Source organism: Pseudomonas sp. NPDC087615 (assembly GCF_044743445.1).
Classification (GTDB): Bacteria; Pseudomonadota; Gammaproteobacteria; order Pseudomonadales; family Pseudomonadaceae; genus Aquipseudomonas; species Aquipseudomonas baetica_A.
In genome coordinates, this window is sequence record NZ_JBIUWM010000001.1 from 188,362 (window position 1) to 203,681 (window position 15,320).

Below are 15,320 nucleotides of genomic sequence, written 5' to 3' on the forward strand. Positions count from 1 at the left end.
GATACGAAACTGCGCAGGGAGCAGCGCAAGCTATAGCTTGGGCATATCGCCTTGGCGATGAGGAGGATTACATCGGGGAATGGGCGGGGCGAACGTCACCCCGAGCAGGCAAAGCGCGGAGCAGACTTCAAATTGTGGAGCGCAAACGAAAAGGGCCCGCATGAGAAATCTTATGCAAGCCCTTGATATTCATGGTGCCCGAAGCCGGAATCGAACCGGCACGCCCTTACGAGCGGGGGATTTTAAGTCCCATGCGTCTACCAATTTCGCCATTCGGGCGGTAGCGCGGTGTAGCTTATCTCTGCTCGTACAGCAGAGGGGGAAATATATACATCACCCCCCGGTGAAGCAAGTTCGCAAACGCGAAATTCAAGACTAAATTTTGCCGCGGAGTGCAAATAAAAAAGCTCCGTAAATCATGGATCTACGGAGCTTGTTTATAGTGGAGGCCGAGGTCGGAATCGAACCGGCGTAGGTGGATTTGCAATCCACTGCATAACCATTTTGCTACTCGGCCTCAAAGTATTTGCTGTGAGTAGCACAACAACAAACACGTACAAATTGGAGCGGGAAACGAGACTCGAACTCGCGACCCCGACCTTGGCAAGGTCGTGCTCTACCAACTGAGCTATTCCCGCTTGGTGATGCGCATTCTATAGAATTAAGAAGCTTCGTCAACCCCTTGATTCAAAAAAGTTTTATTTCTTTTCAACATCCGTCTTCAGGTGTGGCCAGGCGGCACGAAGGTATTGAATCATCGACCACAGCGTCAAGCCTGCGGACACCAACAGCAAGACGTAACCCAGAATGACCCAGAAGCTGAAGTCCTTGGGATTGGCCAGCAGGATTACCAGCGCCAGCATTTGCGCGGCGGTTTTCCATTTGCCCAGGTTCGAAACTGCGACATGAGCGCGAGCACCGAGTTCGGCCATCCACTCACGCAGAGCAGAAACGACAATCTCGCGACCGATGATCACGGCGGCCGGCAGCGTGAGCCACAGATTGCCATGTTCTTGCACCAACAGCACCAGAGCCACTGCCACCATTAGCTTGTCCGCAACCGGATCCAGGAACGCTCCGAACGGAGTGCTTTGTTCCAAGCGGCGGGCCAGGTAACCATCCAGCCAGTCCGTCGCTGCCGCGAAGGCAAACACCGAGGCGGAGGCCATGTAACTCCATTCGTAAGGCAGATAAAACAGCAAAATAAAGATCGGGATAAGCAGGACGCGTAAAACGGTAATCAGATTAGGGATATTCATCGGCACAACTGGCTACGAGGTGAAGGGGCATTCTACTCGCTATGCAGGTTTGCATAAATCGACTCTGCGAGCTTTTTACTGATCCCCGGGGCTTTGGCGATCTCTTCGATGCTTGCACGAGACAGCTCCTGCAATCCACCAAAATGTTTCAATAAGTCGCGACGCCGGGTCGGCCCTACTCCGGCAACACCTTCCAGCGTTGATGTGCGGCGGGTTTTGCCGCGGCGAGCTCGGTGTCCGGTAATTGCGAAACGGTGGGCCTCATCGCGGATTTGCTGAATCAGGTGCAGCGCCGGCGAGTCGCCGCGTAGAGTGAACTCGTGCGCTGCATCATTCAGATACAACGTTTCGAAACCAGCCTTGCGAGTTGCGCCTTTGGCAACACCAAGCAAAATCAGGTCCGGCACGGCCAACTCATTGAGGACGTCACGGGCCATCGATAACTGGCCTTTACCACCGTCGACCAACAAGATGTCCGGCAGCTTGCCCTCGCCGTCCTTGAGTTTGCTGAAGCGTCGCGTCAAGGCCTGGTGCATGGCGGCATAGTCGTCACCCGCCGTGACGCCTTCAATGTTGTAGCGGCGGTAATCCGATTTGATCGCGCCTTCCGGGCCAAAGACCACACAGGAGGCGACCGTTGCCTCACCGCTGGAATGACTGATGTCGTAGCACTCCAGGCGCTGCGGAGGCTCATCGAGGTTCAACACTTGCGCCAGCGCTTCAAAACGCGCTGCCGTATGTTGACGATTGGCCAGACGCGCGCCCAACGCCTGCTCTGCGTTGGTAACGGCCAGTTGCTGCCAGCGCGCTCGGGTACCACGCACCCTATGGCTGATGGCCAATTCGCGGCCACGCAATCCATGAATCGCCTCGATCAGCGTCGGAAAGTCGTCGTGCACCACGTTCACAATCAGTTCGCTCGGCAAATCGCGCTCCGGGCTACTGATGAAGTATTGCCCGAGAAACGCTGCCATCACTTCAGAAACGTCTTCTTCGATCCCTACTTGCGGGAAGAAATTCTTGCTGCCTAACACGCGTCCGCCACGGACACTGATCAAATGCACGCAAGCGCCGCCCGGGTTGACGAAGGCGGCGATGACATCGATATCCCCTGTACCGCCTTCCATGCTCTGCTGATCCTGAACCCGGCGCAGCAAAGCGATCTGATCACGCAACTCGGCAGCACGCTCGAATTCGAGATTGATCGCAGCCTCCTCCATCGCCGCAGACAGCTCATTGGTCAGCGCATGACTACGCCCTTCAAGAAACATCACCGAGTGACGCACGTCTTGGGCATAGACATCAGGCTCAACCAGCCCGACACACGGCGCCTTGCAGCGCTTGATCTGATATTGCAGACACGGCCGGGTGCGGTTCTTGTAGTAACTGTCTTCACATTGACGAACAAAAAACGTCTTTTGCAGCAAGCTCAGACTTTCGCGTATCGCACCAGCACTCGGATAAGGACCGAAATACTTGCCCTTGGCCTTTTTTGCCCCGCGATGGATGCTCAGACGCGGGAACTGTCCGTCAGACAGAAAGACATAAGGATAGGATTTGTCGTCGCGCAACAGGATGTTGTACGGCGGCCGCCACTCCTTGATCAGGGTCTGCTCAAGCAACAGCGCTTCAGTTTCGTTGGCGGTGATGGTCGTTTCGACCTGAGCAATACGCCCGACCAGCGCAGCCGTTTTTGGCGCCAGACCCGTTTTGCGAAAGTAGCTCGCCAGACGTTTCTTGAGGTTCTTGGCCTTGCCTACGTAGAGCAGACGCGCATCGCTGTCGAACATGCGATAGACGCCGGGGCGCCCACTGACGGTCGACAGGAAGGCGCCGGAATCGAATGTTTCAGTCATGGTCAGAGGCTGGCATCGACCATGCCGTGACGAACCGCCAACAGCGTCAACTCGACATCGCTGCTGATCGAAAGCTTCTCGAAAATGCGATAGCGATAGGTGTTCACGGTTTTCGGCGACAGACACAATTTGTCGGAAATGATCTGTACTTTCTGACAGCCGACAATCATCAACGCAATCTGAATCTCGCGTTCGGACAAGGCGTCGAAAGGCGAATCATTGGACGGCTGAAAGGATTTGATCGCCAATTGCTGTGCAATTTGCGGGCTGATATAGCGCTGGCCGGCAAAAACCAGGCGAATGGCCTGCACCATTTCCGGCAGCCCCGCGCCCTTGGTCAGATAACCCGCAGCGCCAGCCTGCAACAATCGTGTAGGAAAAGGATCCTCTTCACACACCGTAACCGCGACCACCTTGATGTCAGGATGACTGCGCAGCAGTTTGCGCGTGGCTTCCAGGCCGCCGATGCCAGGCATCTTGACGTCCATCAGAACCACATCGGGCTTCAACTCTCGGGCCTTGATCAGGGATTCTTCCCCGGACTCGGCTTGGCCAACCACCTGCAGGCCATCAATATCGGCCAGCATTCGTGTAATGCCTGTACGAACGAGATCATGGTCATCGACCACTAGCACCCTAATCAAGCAGACACCTCGCGATATGGTCTTATTGGGATGCCCGACACCTTAGCAAAAAGTGCCCGACAGACCTAGCGGCAAGCATCATTAAAAAAGTTTCAATTCATCATAGAAGGCTTGCCGGCCGTGGGTTTCAGAGCACAGGTGTACTGATATCCAACTGCATGCGCAGAAAACACTCGTCTTCGCCTTGTACTCGCAGCCCTTTTCTCTGATACAAATTTTTCGCTGGATTATTTTCAAACACGGTCAGGCGCAAAGCCGGAAGCTTTTCTTTACAGGCCATGCCAATAACCTGATCAATTGCCCAGGAACCCGCGCCCTTCCCCTGAAAGGCTTCAGCAATTTGCAATTCGCGAATATACAGGGCCCGCGCATCCCGGCTGAGGCTGAAAAATCCTGCAGGTGTATCAGCCACCAATATCAGCCAGTTCTCGCGCCCCGACCAGGCCACGTCAAACGCTTCGTCCTGCCACAACAGGTCATGGTGAATGTAATAGCGCAGCATGTTCTGACAAGTGAGATTTCGCGAAAACGCCAGGTTCTCTGAAGTCGCACACCTGAGCTGGAATGTCATTGAGCCTCCGAAATGGCAACGACCTGACCCCGCCACTCACCTGCATCGCGACAGGCTACCACCAGAAGATCACCCGCCCCCGGCGCCGAGACAATCAGCGAACCCTCCTCAGACCAGATCGCGCTGCACCCTGCCGACTGCCATCCGCCGGTGAGGCCACCGTGGTTAGCCATCAACACAGCCATCTTGTGCTGCCGGGCATAACCTTCAAGCAGCGCGGTGTCTGCTACATAACCTTTCTCACTGATCAAGACACCCGCAGCGTAAAGATCCGCGCCTCGATCAGCGGCCACTGCGGCATGACTGGCATGAGAGAAGTCAGCGCAGACCGCCAGCGCAACCGTATCGTTGCCGATGCTCAAGGCCGGCCCTCCCTGGCCGGTAGCAAAGACAATCTCCTCACCAGGGTGCAGATGTTGTTTGCTGTACACCTCAAGCGAGCCATCGGCACCGAGGACCAGCGCACCGATCAAGACCGCCGAACGCCCTTCCAGGCGTATCGGCATACCGACGACAGTCGTGACGCCGAGCTTTCGGGCCAAATACCGTAAAGGCTCGAGCACAGAGTCTTGCGGGTCAATGGCCAACGCAGCAGCCTTTTCCCCTTCATAGCCGGTCAGCGATAATTCAGGACACACCAGCAACTCGACGCCCTGCTCCGCCGCGGCCTCGATAAAACGCATGTGACGGGCAATGTTTGCGCCAAGATCCACCTTAATCGACGTTATCTGGGCGGCAGCAATGGTGAGTATCGACATGATTCGTCATTCTTCCTTGATCATCAGGCAAAGCGCTGAGTGTGTCACAACCCTTGCAGCACTCAAGCAATAGGCGTTTTGTGGGTGATGCGATAGCATTTTCTGATTGATGTGGCGCATCGGCCTCTAGTAAGCTCGGCGCATTCATCGGAGACAAACCATGTTCAACGCCCTCTCACAGCTTCGTACCGCCAGCGCCCTGCGCTCGGTTGCGGCTGCCCAGGCGAAAGACGTTTGCGCTTCGGTCAGCTTTTATTTTGGGTATTGGTTTAGCCACTGGCGCGCCTGATACCCACCGGCGCCCATGAAAACGGGTCGCCTACCAGAGATTTCTCAACCCCCGGTCGGCCTCCCGACCGGGGGTTTTGTTTTTTCAGGCCCAAATTTTTTCAGCAACACACCAGACACCTTGAGGATTCACGAAATGAACTACGCCACTTATTACCGTTACGACAGCTTTAGCGCCTGGCGATTTACCAGCCTCCGATCGGGACAGCCTGCCGCCTCCGATCGGTCACCTACAGGTGGCAAACACGCACACATAGCCAATACGGCCAATTGTCGAACACCCCAGTAGGGCCGAGCGAGCGGGAAGAACCGCCGCCAGCCCAGGAAGAACACATATGAACTCGTCCGTTTCTGCTCTGCCACTGTCCCTCGATTCTGCCAACGAAGCACTGACCCTGCGTCTGCCCAGTTCGTTGCAACTCAAACAGCAATTGCCCCTGAGCAATGCCTTGAGCCGACAGGTCGCCGCCCACCGCCAAGCGGTTCGCGCGATCCTCAATGGCGAAGACCAGCGTCTGTTGGTAATCGTCGGCCCCTGCTCCATCCACGACCCTGAGTCCGCCCTTGAATATGCGGGCAAACTCGCCCGTCTGGCTGAAAACGTCAGCGACGAAATGCTGCTGGTGATGCGTGCCTACGTCGAAAAACCGCGTACTACGGTCGGCTGGAAAGGCTTGGCTTACGACCCGAACCTGGATGGCAGTGACGACATGGCCGGCGGCCTGACGATGTCCCGCGGACTGATGCTGGAAATGATCCGCCTCGGGTTGCCCGTGGCTACCGAACTGTTGCAGCCCATGGCGGCAGGATACTTCGACGATCTGCTCAGTTGGGTTGCTATTGGCGCGCGGACGACGGAATCACAAATTCATCGCGAGATGGCCAGCGGCTTGAGCATGCCGGTAGGCTTCAAGAATGGCACCGACGGTGGCGCGGCCGTTGCTGTGGATGCCATGCGTTCGGCAGCCCACCCACATCGACACTTCGGGGTCGACAGCCAAGGGCATCCGGCTATTATTCAGACGACCGGCAACCCAGATACCCATTTGGTGTTACGCGGTGGCCATCAGGGGCCTAACTACGATCGCGATAGCGTGGCAAGCATTCACGCCGACCTGAAACGTTTGAAAATTCCGAGCCGGATCATGGTCGATTGCAGTCACGCCAACAGCGGCAAGGATCCGCTGCGTCAACCAGGCGTCTTCAACGAAGTGCTTGAACAACGCTTGCAGGGCGATAGCTCCCTGATCGGCATGATGCTGGAGTCTCATCTGTTCGAAGGCTGTCAGCCGTTGAATGCATCGTTGCGCTACGGCGTTTCGATCACTGATGGCTGCCTCGGTTTCAGCGCCACGGAACGATTGCTGCTCGATGCGGCTGAGCGTCTTGGCGCCGAAGCCAGAGGCTGATTGCAACCTTGCCCTCCGGCTCAATCAAAACCGGAGGGCTGGCCGCGTCGCAGTTATGTCTCTACGCGCACCTGTGTCGCCGCAGACTCATGACTGACATCGTCCAACCGCTCGACCGAATAGGCAACCCGTACGGTCGAGCCTAGATGCTCGCGCCAGAAACGATGGGGCACTATAAAAATCAACGGTTTGCCAGCGGTTTCCCGAGTGATTTCACGGTCATCCCGATGATTGAAAAAATCACCATCACACTTGAGGTAGACCAACTCACCCTCTTGTGTCCGGGCATTGCCGATCACCACGGTGACACCGTCAATTGAATTTTCCGTCGACAGCACCCCGTCATCAGCCTCAAGCACATCGGGCGCATCCAGTTCGCCATGCACGAACGGGGTGATGAGCACTCTTGCAGGCTCCGATTCGCGCACCGCTCCACTGATTTGCTCGACTCGATAGCGTACTGTCACCTCGCCACCGAGATGTGCTGCGATGTATTCAGGAGCAACCCAGAATGACAGGATGTCTGCGACAGCGAAGGCTTCGACCTTCAGTCGATCCTTGAGCGATAGCGTTGATGCGTCTCCAGACCATAGCAACGTCACCTGATCGCCTGCGGTCATCCGTGCGTAAGGCTGGAGACTGATGAGCGCGCCTTCCATCGCGAGCGCCGGATCCAGCGCTCCGCCAACAGCGCCTGCGATATAGGGAGCCAGCAACTGCGCTCGCGCATCCCCCACAGTCAACTGCAAACGGGCAGACGATGCAGGTTCAGACAGGCCTGCGCTGACAAGTGTCCAGTAGACCTCTAGCGAACCGCCATCCAGTGCTGCGATGTGCATACCTTTGACGACGAAAATGACGTCTTTGCCTACCTGGGCTTCGCTGACAAAGCGGACCATTTCGTGTTGATAAGCAAAGCCCTCGATATCCAGACCGTCCCAGTTCAACAGCAACTGATCCCCACTCGCCATATTTGCATAGGGCGCGATACGTATGACGACTTCGCTTAGCGAAGGATCGAGCACGGCCCCCTCCAGAGAATCGAGCATTGCTGCAGGCAACAGTTCATTAGTCGTACCGGGACTGGCGTGGTGACGCATCCGGTAGCAAAACTCGATTTCATGAGTGTTCATTCGTAGCTCCATTCCTTGGACATAACGCTGCCTTCATTGACGGCGTCGACAGCCAACATTGAACGCGATTGCTCATCCCGTTGCTATCAGCCCAATACGTCGCAGCCATAGAGCAAAAGCCGCAACTGCGGTAGGCAAGTAACGCAAAATCAACTTCTGCCAGGCGGAAGACGGCCAGAACTTCCGATTTGGATTTCATAAACATCCGAAACTTCGTACGCCCTCTAGTCCAGATTCAACGGCCTAGTGAAGCCTCTTCGTACTTCTTCAACGAGTTGTGTGTTTTAGAGTGGCCCACAGATTTCCCGATGAACTTCTGAGAAAAGGTAAGAACATGCAACGGAATGCTACAACTCGTTATCCCATCCTGTTGGTGCACGGCCTGTTCGGGTTCGAACGTATCGGCCATTTCGAGCTGTTTCATGACGTCAAGGACGCTCTGAAAACGGCTAACAACCGAGTGTTCGTTCCGCACCTCTCCGCCACCTACAACAACGAAGTGAGGGGTGAGCAACTGCTTACCCAGATTGATCGTGTCCGGCGAGGCACAGGCGCCAGCAAAGTCAACCTCATAGGGCATAGCCAGGGAGCATTGGCTGCTCGATACGCTGCGGCGCTCGCGCCACACGCGGTAGCCTCGGTGACGTCGGTCAGCGGCCCGAACCACGGGTCGGAACTGGCTGATTTCCTGCGCAAGGCACTGGTTCCAGGCCGGCTACCGGAAGCCGTTGCACAGAACGTGGCAACACTGTTTGCCGACTTTATTTCGTTGCTCAGCGGTAATGTCACGCTGCCGCAGAGCGCATTGGCGGCGCTCAATGCACTCACAACCGAGGGCGTGGGCGATTTCAATGACAAGTTTCCGCAGGGACTGCCCACCACTTGGGGCGGGCACGGCCCGGCCCAAGTCAATGGTGTGCATTATTACTCTTGGAGCGGTGTCCTGCCTGTAGCCGGCTTGCCAACTCTCGACCCGGTTCAAGGCGTTTGCCGAGCGCTGTCGCAATATTTCATGACTGAAGGAGAACACAATGACGGCTTCGTCGGACGTTTCAGCTCTCACCTGGGTCAGGTGATCCGTTCCGACTATCCCCTGGATCACTTGGGCACCCTGCGCCGCCCTGCCGGCAGCATCACCGTGCCGCTAGACCCGATTGAGCTTTACGTTGAACATGCCTCGCGCCTGCGAGCGGCGAATCTGTAATCAAAACGCCGACAACCGAACGGAACTTTGCCGAGAATTCGCTCACTGAATCCGGTAGGCTCCACACTTTACTGAAATTGATTGGAGAGTTTTCTCATGGCTAAAGCCACTGCCCGCCACATCCTGGTTTCCGATGAAGCCAAGTGCAACGAACTCAAGACCCAGATCGAAGGCGGCGCTGATTTCGCCGAAGTCGCCAAAGCCAACTCCACCTGCCCGTCCAGCCGTCAGGGCGGCGATCTGGGCTCGTTCGGTCCTGGCCAGATGGTCAAGGAATTCGACACCGTGGTATTCAGCGCGCCGATCAACACTGTGCAAGGCCCAGTGAAAACCCAGTTCGGTTATCACCTGCTGGAAGTCACCAGCCGTCAGGACTGATCCGTCGCCTGATTGTTGTTCAACGGCCCGCCTCTTGGCGGGCCGTTGTGTTTCAGTTACACATACGGCTGGCGACTGATGCGCCTCTCGCGTACAACTTGCGCTTATCGATTACCCGGTTCCAAGGCTGACAATGCGACTGGTTTTCCCCACTTTGATGCTCACCGCCCTCGCCCTGCTGTCCGGCGCCGTGGGTGTGAACGCTACACCGCAACATGCGCTTACCGTGTATGGCGAGCCCGCCAAATATCCTGCCGATTTCAGTCATTTCGACTACACCAACCCACTGGCCCCCAAAGGTGGAACGATGCGCCGCTCGGCGATCGAGATCGGCCATTTCGACCATATCCTTCCTTATATAGACAAAGGCATCGGCGTCACCCAGATTGACGGCCTTCTGTATTCGCCGCTGGCCCAGCGTTCGATGGATGAGCCGTACACCGTCTACGGTCTGGTCGCGCAAAAGATCGAGCGCTCCGACGACGGCCTGTCGCTGCGCTTCTTCATCAATCCCAAGGCACGTTTCGCCGACGGCAAACCGATCACTGCCCAAGACGTGCGCTACACCTACGATCTATTGATGACTCAGGGCAGCCTGCGCTACCGCACGCAGTTCGCCGACGTCAAAGGCGTCGACGTGGAAGCTCCGCTGACGGTACGTTTCGATTTCAAAAACAACGAAAACCGCACCCTGCCGCTGGACATCGCGACCCTGCCGGTCTTTCCCGAGCATTGGTGGAAGAGTCGTGACTTCGCCGGCGGTGGCGGATATGAACCGCCGTTGGGCAGCGGCCCTTACAGGGTCGGTAAAGTCGACTCAGGGCGCAGCATCACGTTCGAGCGCAATCCCGACTGGTGGGGCAAAGATCTGCCGGTTAGTCGCGGCCTCTACAATTTCGACCACTTCAGCATCGAGTACTTCGGCGACACCGACGTCGCCCGCCAGGTACTGCGCGGTGGCGCCTATGACTACAACCGTGAGTTCTCCGCCACCGGCTACTCGATCGGCTATGACAGCCCTGCCCTGCGCGACGGGCGCCTGCAAAAGGCCCATTTGGCCACCGAGGCACCGCAATCTGCTCAGGGTTTTGTGTTCAACCTGCAAAAACCGATGTTCCAGGATCGTCGCGTGCGTCAGGCGCTGGCCATGCTCTGGGATTTCGAGTGGAGCAACCGGCAGATGATGCGCAACCTCTACATCCGCCAGCAGAGCTATTTTTCCAACACTGTCCTGGCGGCCCGACAGTTGCCAGATGCGGCTGAGTTGAAGATTCTTGAACCGCTACGCGCACAGGTTCCCGACGAGGTTTTTAACAAGGTCTTCGAAGCGCCGAAAACCGATGGCAGCGGAATAATCCGTGATAAACAGTTGCAAGCTCTCGAATTGCTGGAGCAGGCCGGCTGGAGGCCCGATGGTGATCAACTGGTGAATGCCAAGGGCGAGCCGCTCAGCTTCACTTTTCTGGTCAGCCAGAACGGCATGGATCGCCTGCTGCTGCCGTATAAACGCACGCTCAAACAGATCGGCATCGACCTCAACATCCGTCGCATCGACTCTTCGCAATACGTCAACCGCTTGATGAGCCGCGACTACGACATGATCGTCACCGGTTATCCCGTCAGCACGTCTCCTGGTGGCGAGTTGCTCAACTACTTCGGCTCAGCATCGGCCAACGATCCGGGGGCCAACAACTACATGGTGTTGAAGAACCCGGCGGTCGACACGCTGATCAACGGTCTGATTCGCGCCACGACCCAATCCGACATGCTGCACTACGCCCACGCGCTGGACCGGGTGCTGCAATGGAACTACTACTGGATTCCCAACTACTACCCGCCGGGAACGTCGACAGTCTGGTGGAATCGTTTCGGCATTCCATCGGTTCAGGCCAGCAATGACGAAGCCATCGAGAGCTGGTGGGAAATCAGCAGGACACCGTTGACCAATCAACAGATGACCGCTGAAAAAATCACACGCGCCAGACCCGGAGGGCCGCACTGATGTGGGGTTACATACTGCGGCGCCTGCTGCTGATCATTCCGACGCTGGTGATCATCCTGCTGGTCAACTTCGTGATCATTCAAGCCGCGCCCGGCGGCCCGGTCGAACAGGCCATTGCCCATCTGCAAGGCATCGGTGGCGGCAACGTCGGTGGCGGCGCAAGCGAAACCATGAGCACTTCACGCGCCAGCCGAGGCCTCGATCCGCAACTGATCAAGGACATTGAAAAACAGTACGGCTTCGACAAACCGGCCCCTGAGCGTCTGTGGCTGATGCTCAAGAACTACGCGCAACTGGATTTCGGCAAAAGCTTCTTCCGTGGTGCCACGGTCACCGACCTGATTCTGGAAAAAATGCCGGTCACCATTTCCCTCGGGCTATGGGCGACGCTGATCACCTATCTGATTTCGATCCCGCTGGGCATTCGCAAAGCCGTGCACCACGGCAGTCATTTCGATATCTGGAGCAGCACGGCGATCATCATCGGCTATGCAATGCCGGCGTTCCTGTTTGCGATGTTCCTGATCGTGCTGTTTGCCGGTGGCACCTCGCTGAACTGGTTCCCGGTGCGCGGGTTGGTGTCGGACAACTTTGAATCGCTGTCGACACTGGGCAAAGTCACCGACTATTTCTGGCATCTGGTGTTGCCGGTGACCTCGCTGGTGATTGGTGGATTCGCAACATTGACGATCCTGACCAAGAACTCGTTCCTCAATGAAATAACGCGTCAATACGTGGTCACCGCCCGGGCCAAAGGCCTGAGCGAGCGCCGGGTGCTCTACGGGCATGTGTTCCGTAACGCGATGCTGCTAGTGGTGTCGGGCATTCCCCAGGCCTTTATCAGCGTGTTCTTCGCCGGTTCTCTGCTGATCGAAGTGATCTTTTCTCTCGACGGCCTCGGCCGCATGAGCTACGAAGCGGCTGTCTCGCGGGATTATCCGGTGGTGTTCGGCTCGCTGTTCATCTTCACCCTGTTCGGCCTCTTGATAAAACTGATCGGTGATCTGTGCTACACGCTGGTGGATCCGCGCATCGATTTTTCGGCGAGGAACGCCTGATGTTCAACCTCTCCCCGCTGGGTCGTCGCCGTTTCGAGCGATTCAAGAAAAACCGTCGTGGCTGGTGGTCGTTATGGCTGTTTATCGGTCTGTTTATCTTGACCCTGGGCGGCGAACTGATCGCCAATGACAAGCCGCTGGTGGTCAGCTATCAGGGCCAATGGTATTTCCCGGTATTCAAGCGCCACACCGAACAGGCGTTCGGCGGGCAACTGCCGTTCCAGGCCGATTATCGCAGCGACTATGTACAGAACCTGATCCACAAGGACGGCGGCTGGTTGCTGTTTCCGCCGATCCCGTTCAGTGACGACACGCCTAACTATGACCTCGACAAACCCGCGCCAAGTCCGCCGACATCGGTCAACTGGCTGGGCACCGACGATCAGGCTCGAGATGTCTTGGCACGGGTGATTTTCGGCGCGAGGGTGTCGATCCTGTTTGCGCTGATGCTGACGTTTGTCAGCGCATTGATCGGTATTGCGGCTGGCGCATTGCAAGGCTACTACGGTGGTTGGGTCGATCTGCTGGGACAACGATTGCTCGAGGTTTGGTCCGGGCTGCCAGTGCTGTACCTGCTGATCATCCTCTCCGGTTTCGTCGAGCCGAATTTCTGGTGGCTACTGGGGATCATGGCGCTGTTTTCATGGCTGGCGCTGGTCGACGTGGTGCGTGCCGAGTTCCTGCGCGGACGCAATCTGGAATACGTCAAAGCTGCGCGCGCGTTGGGCTTGAGTGACCGCAAGGTGATTGTCCGGCACATTCTGCCCAACGCCATGAATGCCACGCTCAGCTATCTGCCATTCATTCTGACCGGGGCGATTTCCACGCTCACTGCACTGGATTTCCTCGGGTTCGGCATGCCCGCCGGCAGTGCTTCGCTGGGCGAGCTGATCGGTCAAGGCAAACAGAATCTGCAAGCACCGTGGCTGGGCTTGACGGCGTTTTTCACCCTGGCGCTGATTCTTTCCCTACTGGTGTTCATCGGCGAAGCGTTACGCGACGCATTCGACCCACGATCCTGAAGCGTGACCATGACTGACAACCTGATTGAAATACGAAACCTCAACGTTGCCTTCCAGGGTCAGACCGTGGTGCGCGACCTGTGTCTGGACATCCGCCCCGGCGAGTGCCTGGCGCTGGTTGGCGAATCGGGCTCGGGCAAATCGGTAACCGCCCATTCGATTCTGCAATTGCTCCCCGATTCTGAGGCGCAAACCACCGGCAGCATTCGCTATCGCGCACAGGAACTGATCGGCGCTGATCCCAAGGTTCTGCGTGAACTGCGGGGCAACCGCATCGCCATGATTTTTCAAGAGCCGATGACCTCGCTCAACCCATTGCACACCATCGAAAAGCAGATTGGCGAAACCCTGCTGCTGCATCGCGGCCTCGGTGGTAAAGCGGCGCAAAAACGCATTCTCGAACTGCTCGGACTGGTGGGCATCCAGAAACCCAAAGAGCGGCTCAAGGCGTATCCGCATCAGTTGTCCGGTGGGCAGCGGCAGCGGGTCATGATCGCCATGGCCCTGGCGTGCGAACCGGAACTGTTGATTGCCGACGAGCCGACCACGGCCCTCGACGTCACCGTGCAGCGCAAGATCCTTGTGCTGCTCAAATCCCTGCAACAACGTTTGGGCATGTCGTTGTTGCTGATCAGCCACGACCTCAACCTGGTGCGCAGCATTGCTCAGCGCGTCTGCGTAATGAAGGCCGGTGAGATCGTCGAGCAGGCGCCGTGCGAAACCCTGTTCAACGAGCCCAAACATCCTTATAGCTGCATCCTGCTCAACGCCGAGCCCGAAGGTGAAGCACTGCCTAGGGATGAGCGCGAGAATGTGCTGGAAGTCAAAGATTTGCGGGTTGAGTTTGTCGTCGGTGGCGGGCTGTTTCAGCGCAAACAGTATCTGCGTGCGGTAGACGGTATCAGCCTGAACATCCAGCGCGGCAAGACGCTGGGGATCGTCGGCGAGTCCGGATCGGGCAAGTCGACGCTGGGTCAGGCCATCCTGCGTTTGCTCGACTCCGAAGGCAGCATCCGCTTCCAGGGCGAAGCACTCGACGGCCTCAATCAGAAGCAGCTACGACCTTGGCGCCGGCAGATGCAGGTGGTGTTTCAGGATCCGTTCGGCAGCCTCAGCCCGCGAATGTCGGTGGCACAGATCATCAGCGAAGGCCTGGAGGTGCATCGCGAATCCACCGCTGATGAATGCGACGAGCAAGTGATCCGCGTGCTCAAGGAGGTCGGTCTCGACCCGCAGAGCCGACATCGCTATCCCCACGAGTTTTCCGGCGGGCAACGCCAACGCATCGCCATCGCCCGCGCACTGGTGCTGAAACCGGCGCTGATCCTGCTGGATGAACCGACTTCGGCGCTGGACCGTACGGTGCAGAAACAAGTGGTCGCCCTGCTCCGCGATCTTCAGGAAAAGTACGGACTCACTTATCTGTTCATCAGCCACGACCTGGCGGTGGTCCGCGCCTTGGCCCACGACATGATCGTGATCAAGGACGGCAAAGTGGTCGAGCGCGGCGCCAGTCATGAGGTGTTTGACTCGCCGCAGCATCCGTACACCCAAGAGTTGTTGGCGGCGGCGCATTCGAGGTAGGCATAATCGCCGCACGCCTTGAAACCGTATCTAGAACATCGCTGGCAGGCCAGCGCCCACAGAGTCTTCTGTTGTAGACATAATTTGTGAACGCCCGTGAAACCTGTGGGAGCGGGTTTGCCCGCGAAAGGGCCGGTACTGGCAACACACAATC

14 protein-coding genes and 3 tRNA genes are annotated in these 15,320 nt (G+C 57.2%); 8 read left to right on the forward strand and 9 right to left on the reverse strand.

What is annotated here, in order from left to right:
- Positions 1-192: 192 nt before the first annotated feature.
- From ACIOU6_RS00820 to ACIOU6_RS00855, 8 genes are all read right to left on the reverse strand, one after another.
- A tRNA-Leu gene (locus ACIOU6_RS00820) sits at positions 193-279 on the reverse strand.
- Between the two features lie 164 nt (positions 280-443).
- Positions 444-517, reverse strand: a tRNA-Cys gene (locus ACIOU6_RS00825).
- 45 nt (positions 518-562) lie between these two features.
- Positions 563-638 (reverse strand) — tRNA-Gly (locus tag ACIOU6_RS00830).
- A gap of 60 nt (positions 639-698) precedes the next feature.
- Entirely contained in the window at positions 699-1,259 is a 561-nt protein-coding gene (gene pgsA, locus ACIOU6_RS00835; protein ID WP_221729659.1) for a CDP-diacylglycerol--glycerol-3-phosphate 3-phosphatidyltransferase, read from the reverse strand.
- A 32-nt stretch (positions 1,260-1,291) separates the two neighbouring features.
- On the reverse strand, positions 1,292-3,115 hold the full coding sequence (gene uvrC / locus ACIOU6_RS00840; protein ID WP_339495979.1) for an excinuclease ABC subunit UvrC: 1,824 nt from the start codon (positions 3,113-3,115) through the stop codon (positions 1,292-1,294).
- Between the two features lie 2 nt (positions 3,116-3,117).
- Positions 3,118-3,759 carry a UvrY/SirA/GacA family response regulator transcription factor gene (gene uvrY, locus ACIOU6_RS00845; protein ID WP_016984198.1) on the reverse strand — a complete coding sequence of 214 codons (642 nt, stop codon included), beginning with the start codon at positions 3,757-3,759 and terminating at the stop codon, positions 3,118-3,120.
- A 127-nt stretch (positions 3,760-3,886) separates the two neighbouring features.
- The gene (locus tag ACIOU6_RS00850; RefSeq protein WP_401133011.1) at positions 3,887-4,330 is read right to left on the reverse strand and encodes a GNAT family N-acetyltransferase; all 444 of its coding nucleotides are present in this window, start codon (positions 4,328-4,330) and stop codon (positions 3,887-3,889) included.
- A complete protein-coding gene (locus ACIOU6_RS00855; protein ID WP_401133014.1) occupies positions 4,327-5,088 on the reverse strand; it encodes a carbon-nitrogen hydrolase family protein in 762 nt (253 codons plus the stop codon). Before ACIOU6_RS00855 ends, ACIOU6_RS00850 begins: the two co-directional genes overlap by 4 nt.
- A gap of 160 nt (positions 5,089-5,248) precedes the next feature.
- Here ACIOU6_RS00855 and ACIOU6_RS00860 point away from each other — a divergent pair, with 160 nt between their 5' ends.
- Both ACIOU6_RS00860 and ACIOU6_RS00865 read left to right on the forward strand, forming a co-directional pair.
- On the forward strand, positions 5,249-5,377 hold the full coding sequence (locus ACIOU6_RS00860; RefSeq protein WP_260455502.1) for a hypothetical protein: 129 nt from the start codon (positions 5,249-5,251) through the stop codon (positions 5,375-5,377).
- 334 nt (positions 5,378-5,711) lie between these two features.
- Positions 5,712-6,785: a 3-deoxy-7-phosphoheptulonate synthase gene (locus tag ACIOU6_RS00865; RefSeq protein ID WP_401133017.1), complete on the forward strand. Its 1,074-nt coding sequence runs from the start codon at positions 5,712-5,714 to the stop codon at positions 6,783-6,785.
- Positions 6,786-6,838: 53 nt separating this feature from the next.
- On the opposite strand, the gene ACIOU6_RS00870 is transcribed toward ACIOU6_RS00865, so the two are convergent.
- Complete coding sequence (locus ACIOU6_RS00870) at positions 6,839-7,918, reverse strand: hypothetical protein (RefSeq protein ID WP_401133020.1); 1,080 nt, start codon at positions 7,916-7,918, stop codon at positions 6,839-6,841.
- A gap of 334 nt (positions 7,919-8,252) precedes the next feature.
- Here ACIOU6_RS00870 and ACIOU6_RS00875 point away from each other — a divergent pair, with 334 nt between their 5' ends.
- The 6 genes from ACIOU6_RS00875 to ACIOU6_RS00900 all read left to right on the forward strand — a co-directional run bounded on the left by ACIOU6_RS00875 (position 8,253) and on the right by ACIOU6_RS00900 (position 15,166).
- On the forward strand, positions 8,253-9,122 hold the full coding sequence (locus ACIOU6_RS00875) for a lipase family alpha/beta hydrolase (protein WP_401133023.1): 870 nt from the start codon (positions 8,253-8,255) through the stop codon (positions 9,120-9,122).
- 96 nt (positions 9,123-9,218) lie between these two features.
- Positions 9,219-9,500 carry a peptidylprolyl isomerase gene (locus ACIOU6_RS00880; RefSeq protein ID WP_401133025.1) on the forward strand — a complete coding sequence of 94 codons (282 nt, stop codon included), beginning with the start codon at positions 9,219-9,221 and terminating at the stop codon, positions 9,498-9,500.
- Positions 9,501-9,633: 133 nt separating this feature from the next.
- Positions 9,634-11,502: an extracellular solute-binding protein gene (locus ACIOU6_RS00885; protein WP_221729651.1), complete on the forward strand. Its 1,869-nt coding sequence runs from the start codon at positions 9,634-9,636 to the stop codon at positions 11,500-11,502.
- On the forward strand, positions 11,502-12,560 hold the full coding sequence (locus tag ACIOU6_RS00890) for a microcin C ABC transporter permease YejB (RefSeq protein WP_401133027.1): 1,059 nt from the start codon (positions 11,502-11,504) through the stop codon (positions 12,558-12,560). Before ACIOU6_RS00885 ends, ACIOU6_RS00890 begins: the two co-directional genes overlap by 1 nt.
- Complete coding sequence (locus ACIOU6_RS00895) at positions 12,560-13,582, forward strand: ABC transporter permease (RefSeq protein ID WP_221729649.1); 1,023 nt, start codon at positions 12,560-12,562, stop codon at positions 13,580-13,582. The genes ACIOU6_RS00890 and ACIOU6_RS00895 overlap by 1 nt, the downstream gene beginning before the upstream one ends.
- A 9-nt stretch (positions 13,583-13,591) precedes the next feature.
- Positions 13,592-15,166, forward strand: a complete 1,575-nt coding sequence (locus ACIOU6_RS00900) for an ABC transporter ATP-binding protein (protein ID WP_221729648.1) — start codon at positions 13,592-13,594, stop codon at positions 15,164-15,166.
- Positions 15,167-15,320 lie beyond the last annotated feature (154 nt).

Excerpts from the sequence above, each read along its gene's own strand:
- pgsA (WP_221729659.1), bottom strand. The coding sequence starts at position 1,259 with ATGAATATCCCTAATCTGATTACCGTTTTACGCGTCCTGCTTATCCCG.
- uvrC (WP_339495979.1), bottom strand. The coding sequence starts at position 3,115 with ATGACTGAAACATTCGATTCCGGCGCCTTCCTGTCGACCGTCAGTGGG.
- ACIOU6_RS00850 (WP_401133011.1), bottom strand. The coding sequence starts at position 4,330 with ATGACATTCCAGCTCAGGTGTGCGACTTCAGAGAACCTGGCGTTTTCG.
- ACIOU6_RS00855 (WP_401133014.1), bottom strand. The coding sequence starts at position 5,088 with ATGTCGATACTCACCATTGCTGCCGCCCAGATAACGTCGATTAAGGTG.
- ACIOU6_RS00860 (WP_260455502.1), top strand. The coding sequence starts at position 5,249 with ATGTTCAACGCCCTCTCACAGCTTCGTACCGCCAGCGCCCTGCGCTCG.
- ACIOU6_RS00865 (WP_401133017.1), top strand. The coding sequence starts at position 5,712 with ATGAACTCGTCCGTTTCTGCTCTGCCACTGTCCCTCGATTCTGCCAAC.
- ACIOU6_RS00870 (WP_401133020.1), bottom strand. The coding sequence starts at position 7,918 with ATGAACACTCATGAAATCGAGTTTTGCTACCGGATGCGTCACCACGCC.
- ACIOU6_RS00875 (WP_401133023.1), top strand. The coding sequence starts at position 8,253 with ATGCAACGGAATGCTACAACTCGTTATCCCATCCTGTTGGTGCACGGC.
- ACIOU6_RS00880 (WP_401133025.1), top strand. The coding sequence starts at position 9,219 with ATGGCTAAAGCCACTGCCCGCCACATCCTGGTTTCCGATGAAGCCAAG.
- ACIOU6_RS00885 (WP_221729651.1), top strand. The coding sequence starts at position 9,634 with ATGCGACTGGTTTTCCCCACTTTGATGCTCACCGCCCTCGCCCTGCTG.
- ACIOU6_RS00890 (WP_401133027.1), top strand. The coding sequence starts at position 11,502 with ATGTGGGGTTACATACTGCGGCGCCTGCTGCTGATCATTCCGACGCTG.
- ACIOU6_RS00895 (WP_221729649.1), top strand. The coding sequence starts at position 12,560 with ATGTTCAACCTCTCCCCGCTGGGTCGTCGCCGTTTCGAGCGATTCAAG.
- ACIOU6_RS00900 (WP_221729648.1), top strand. The coding sequence starts at position 13,592 with ATGACTGACAACCTGATTGAAATACGAAACCTCAACGTTGCCTTCCAG.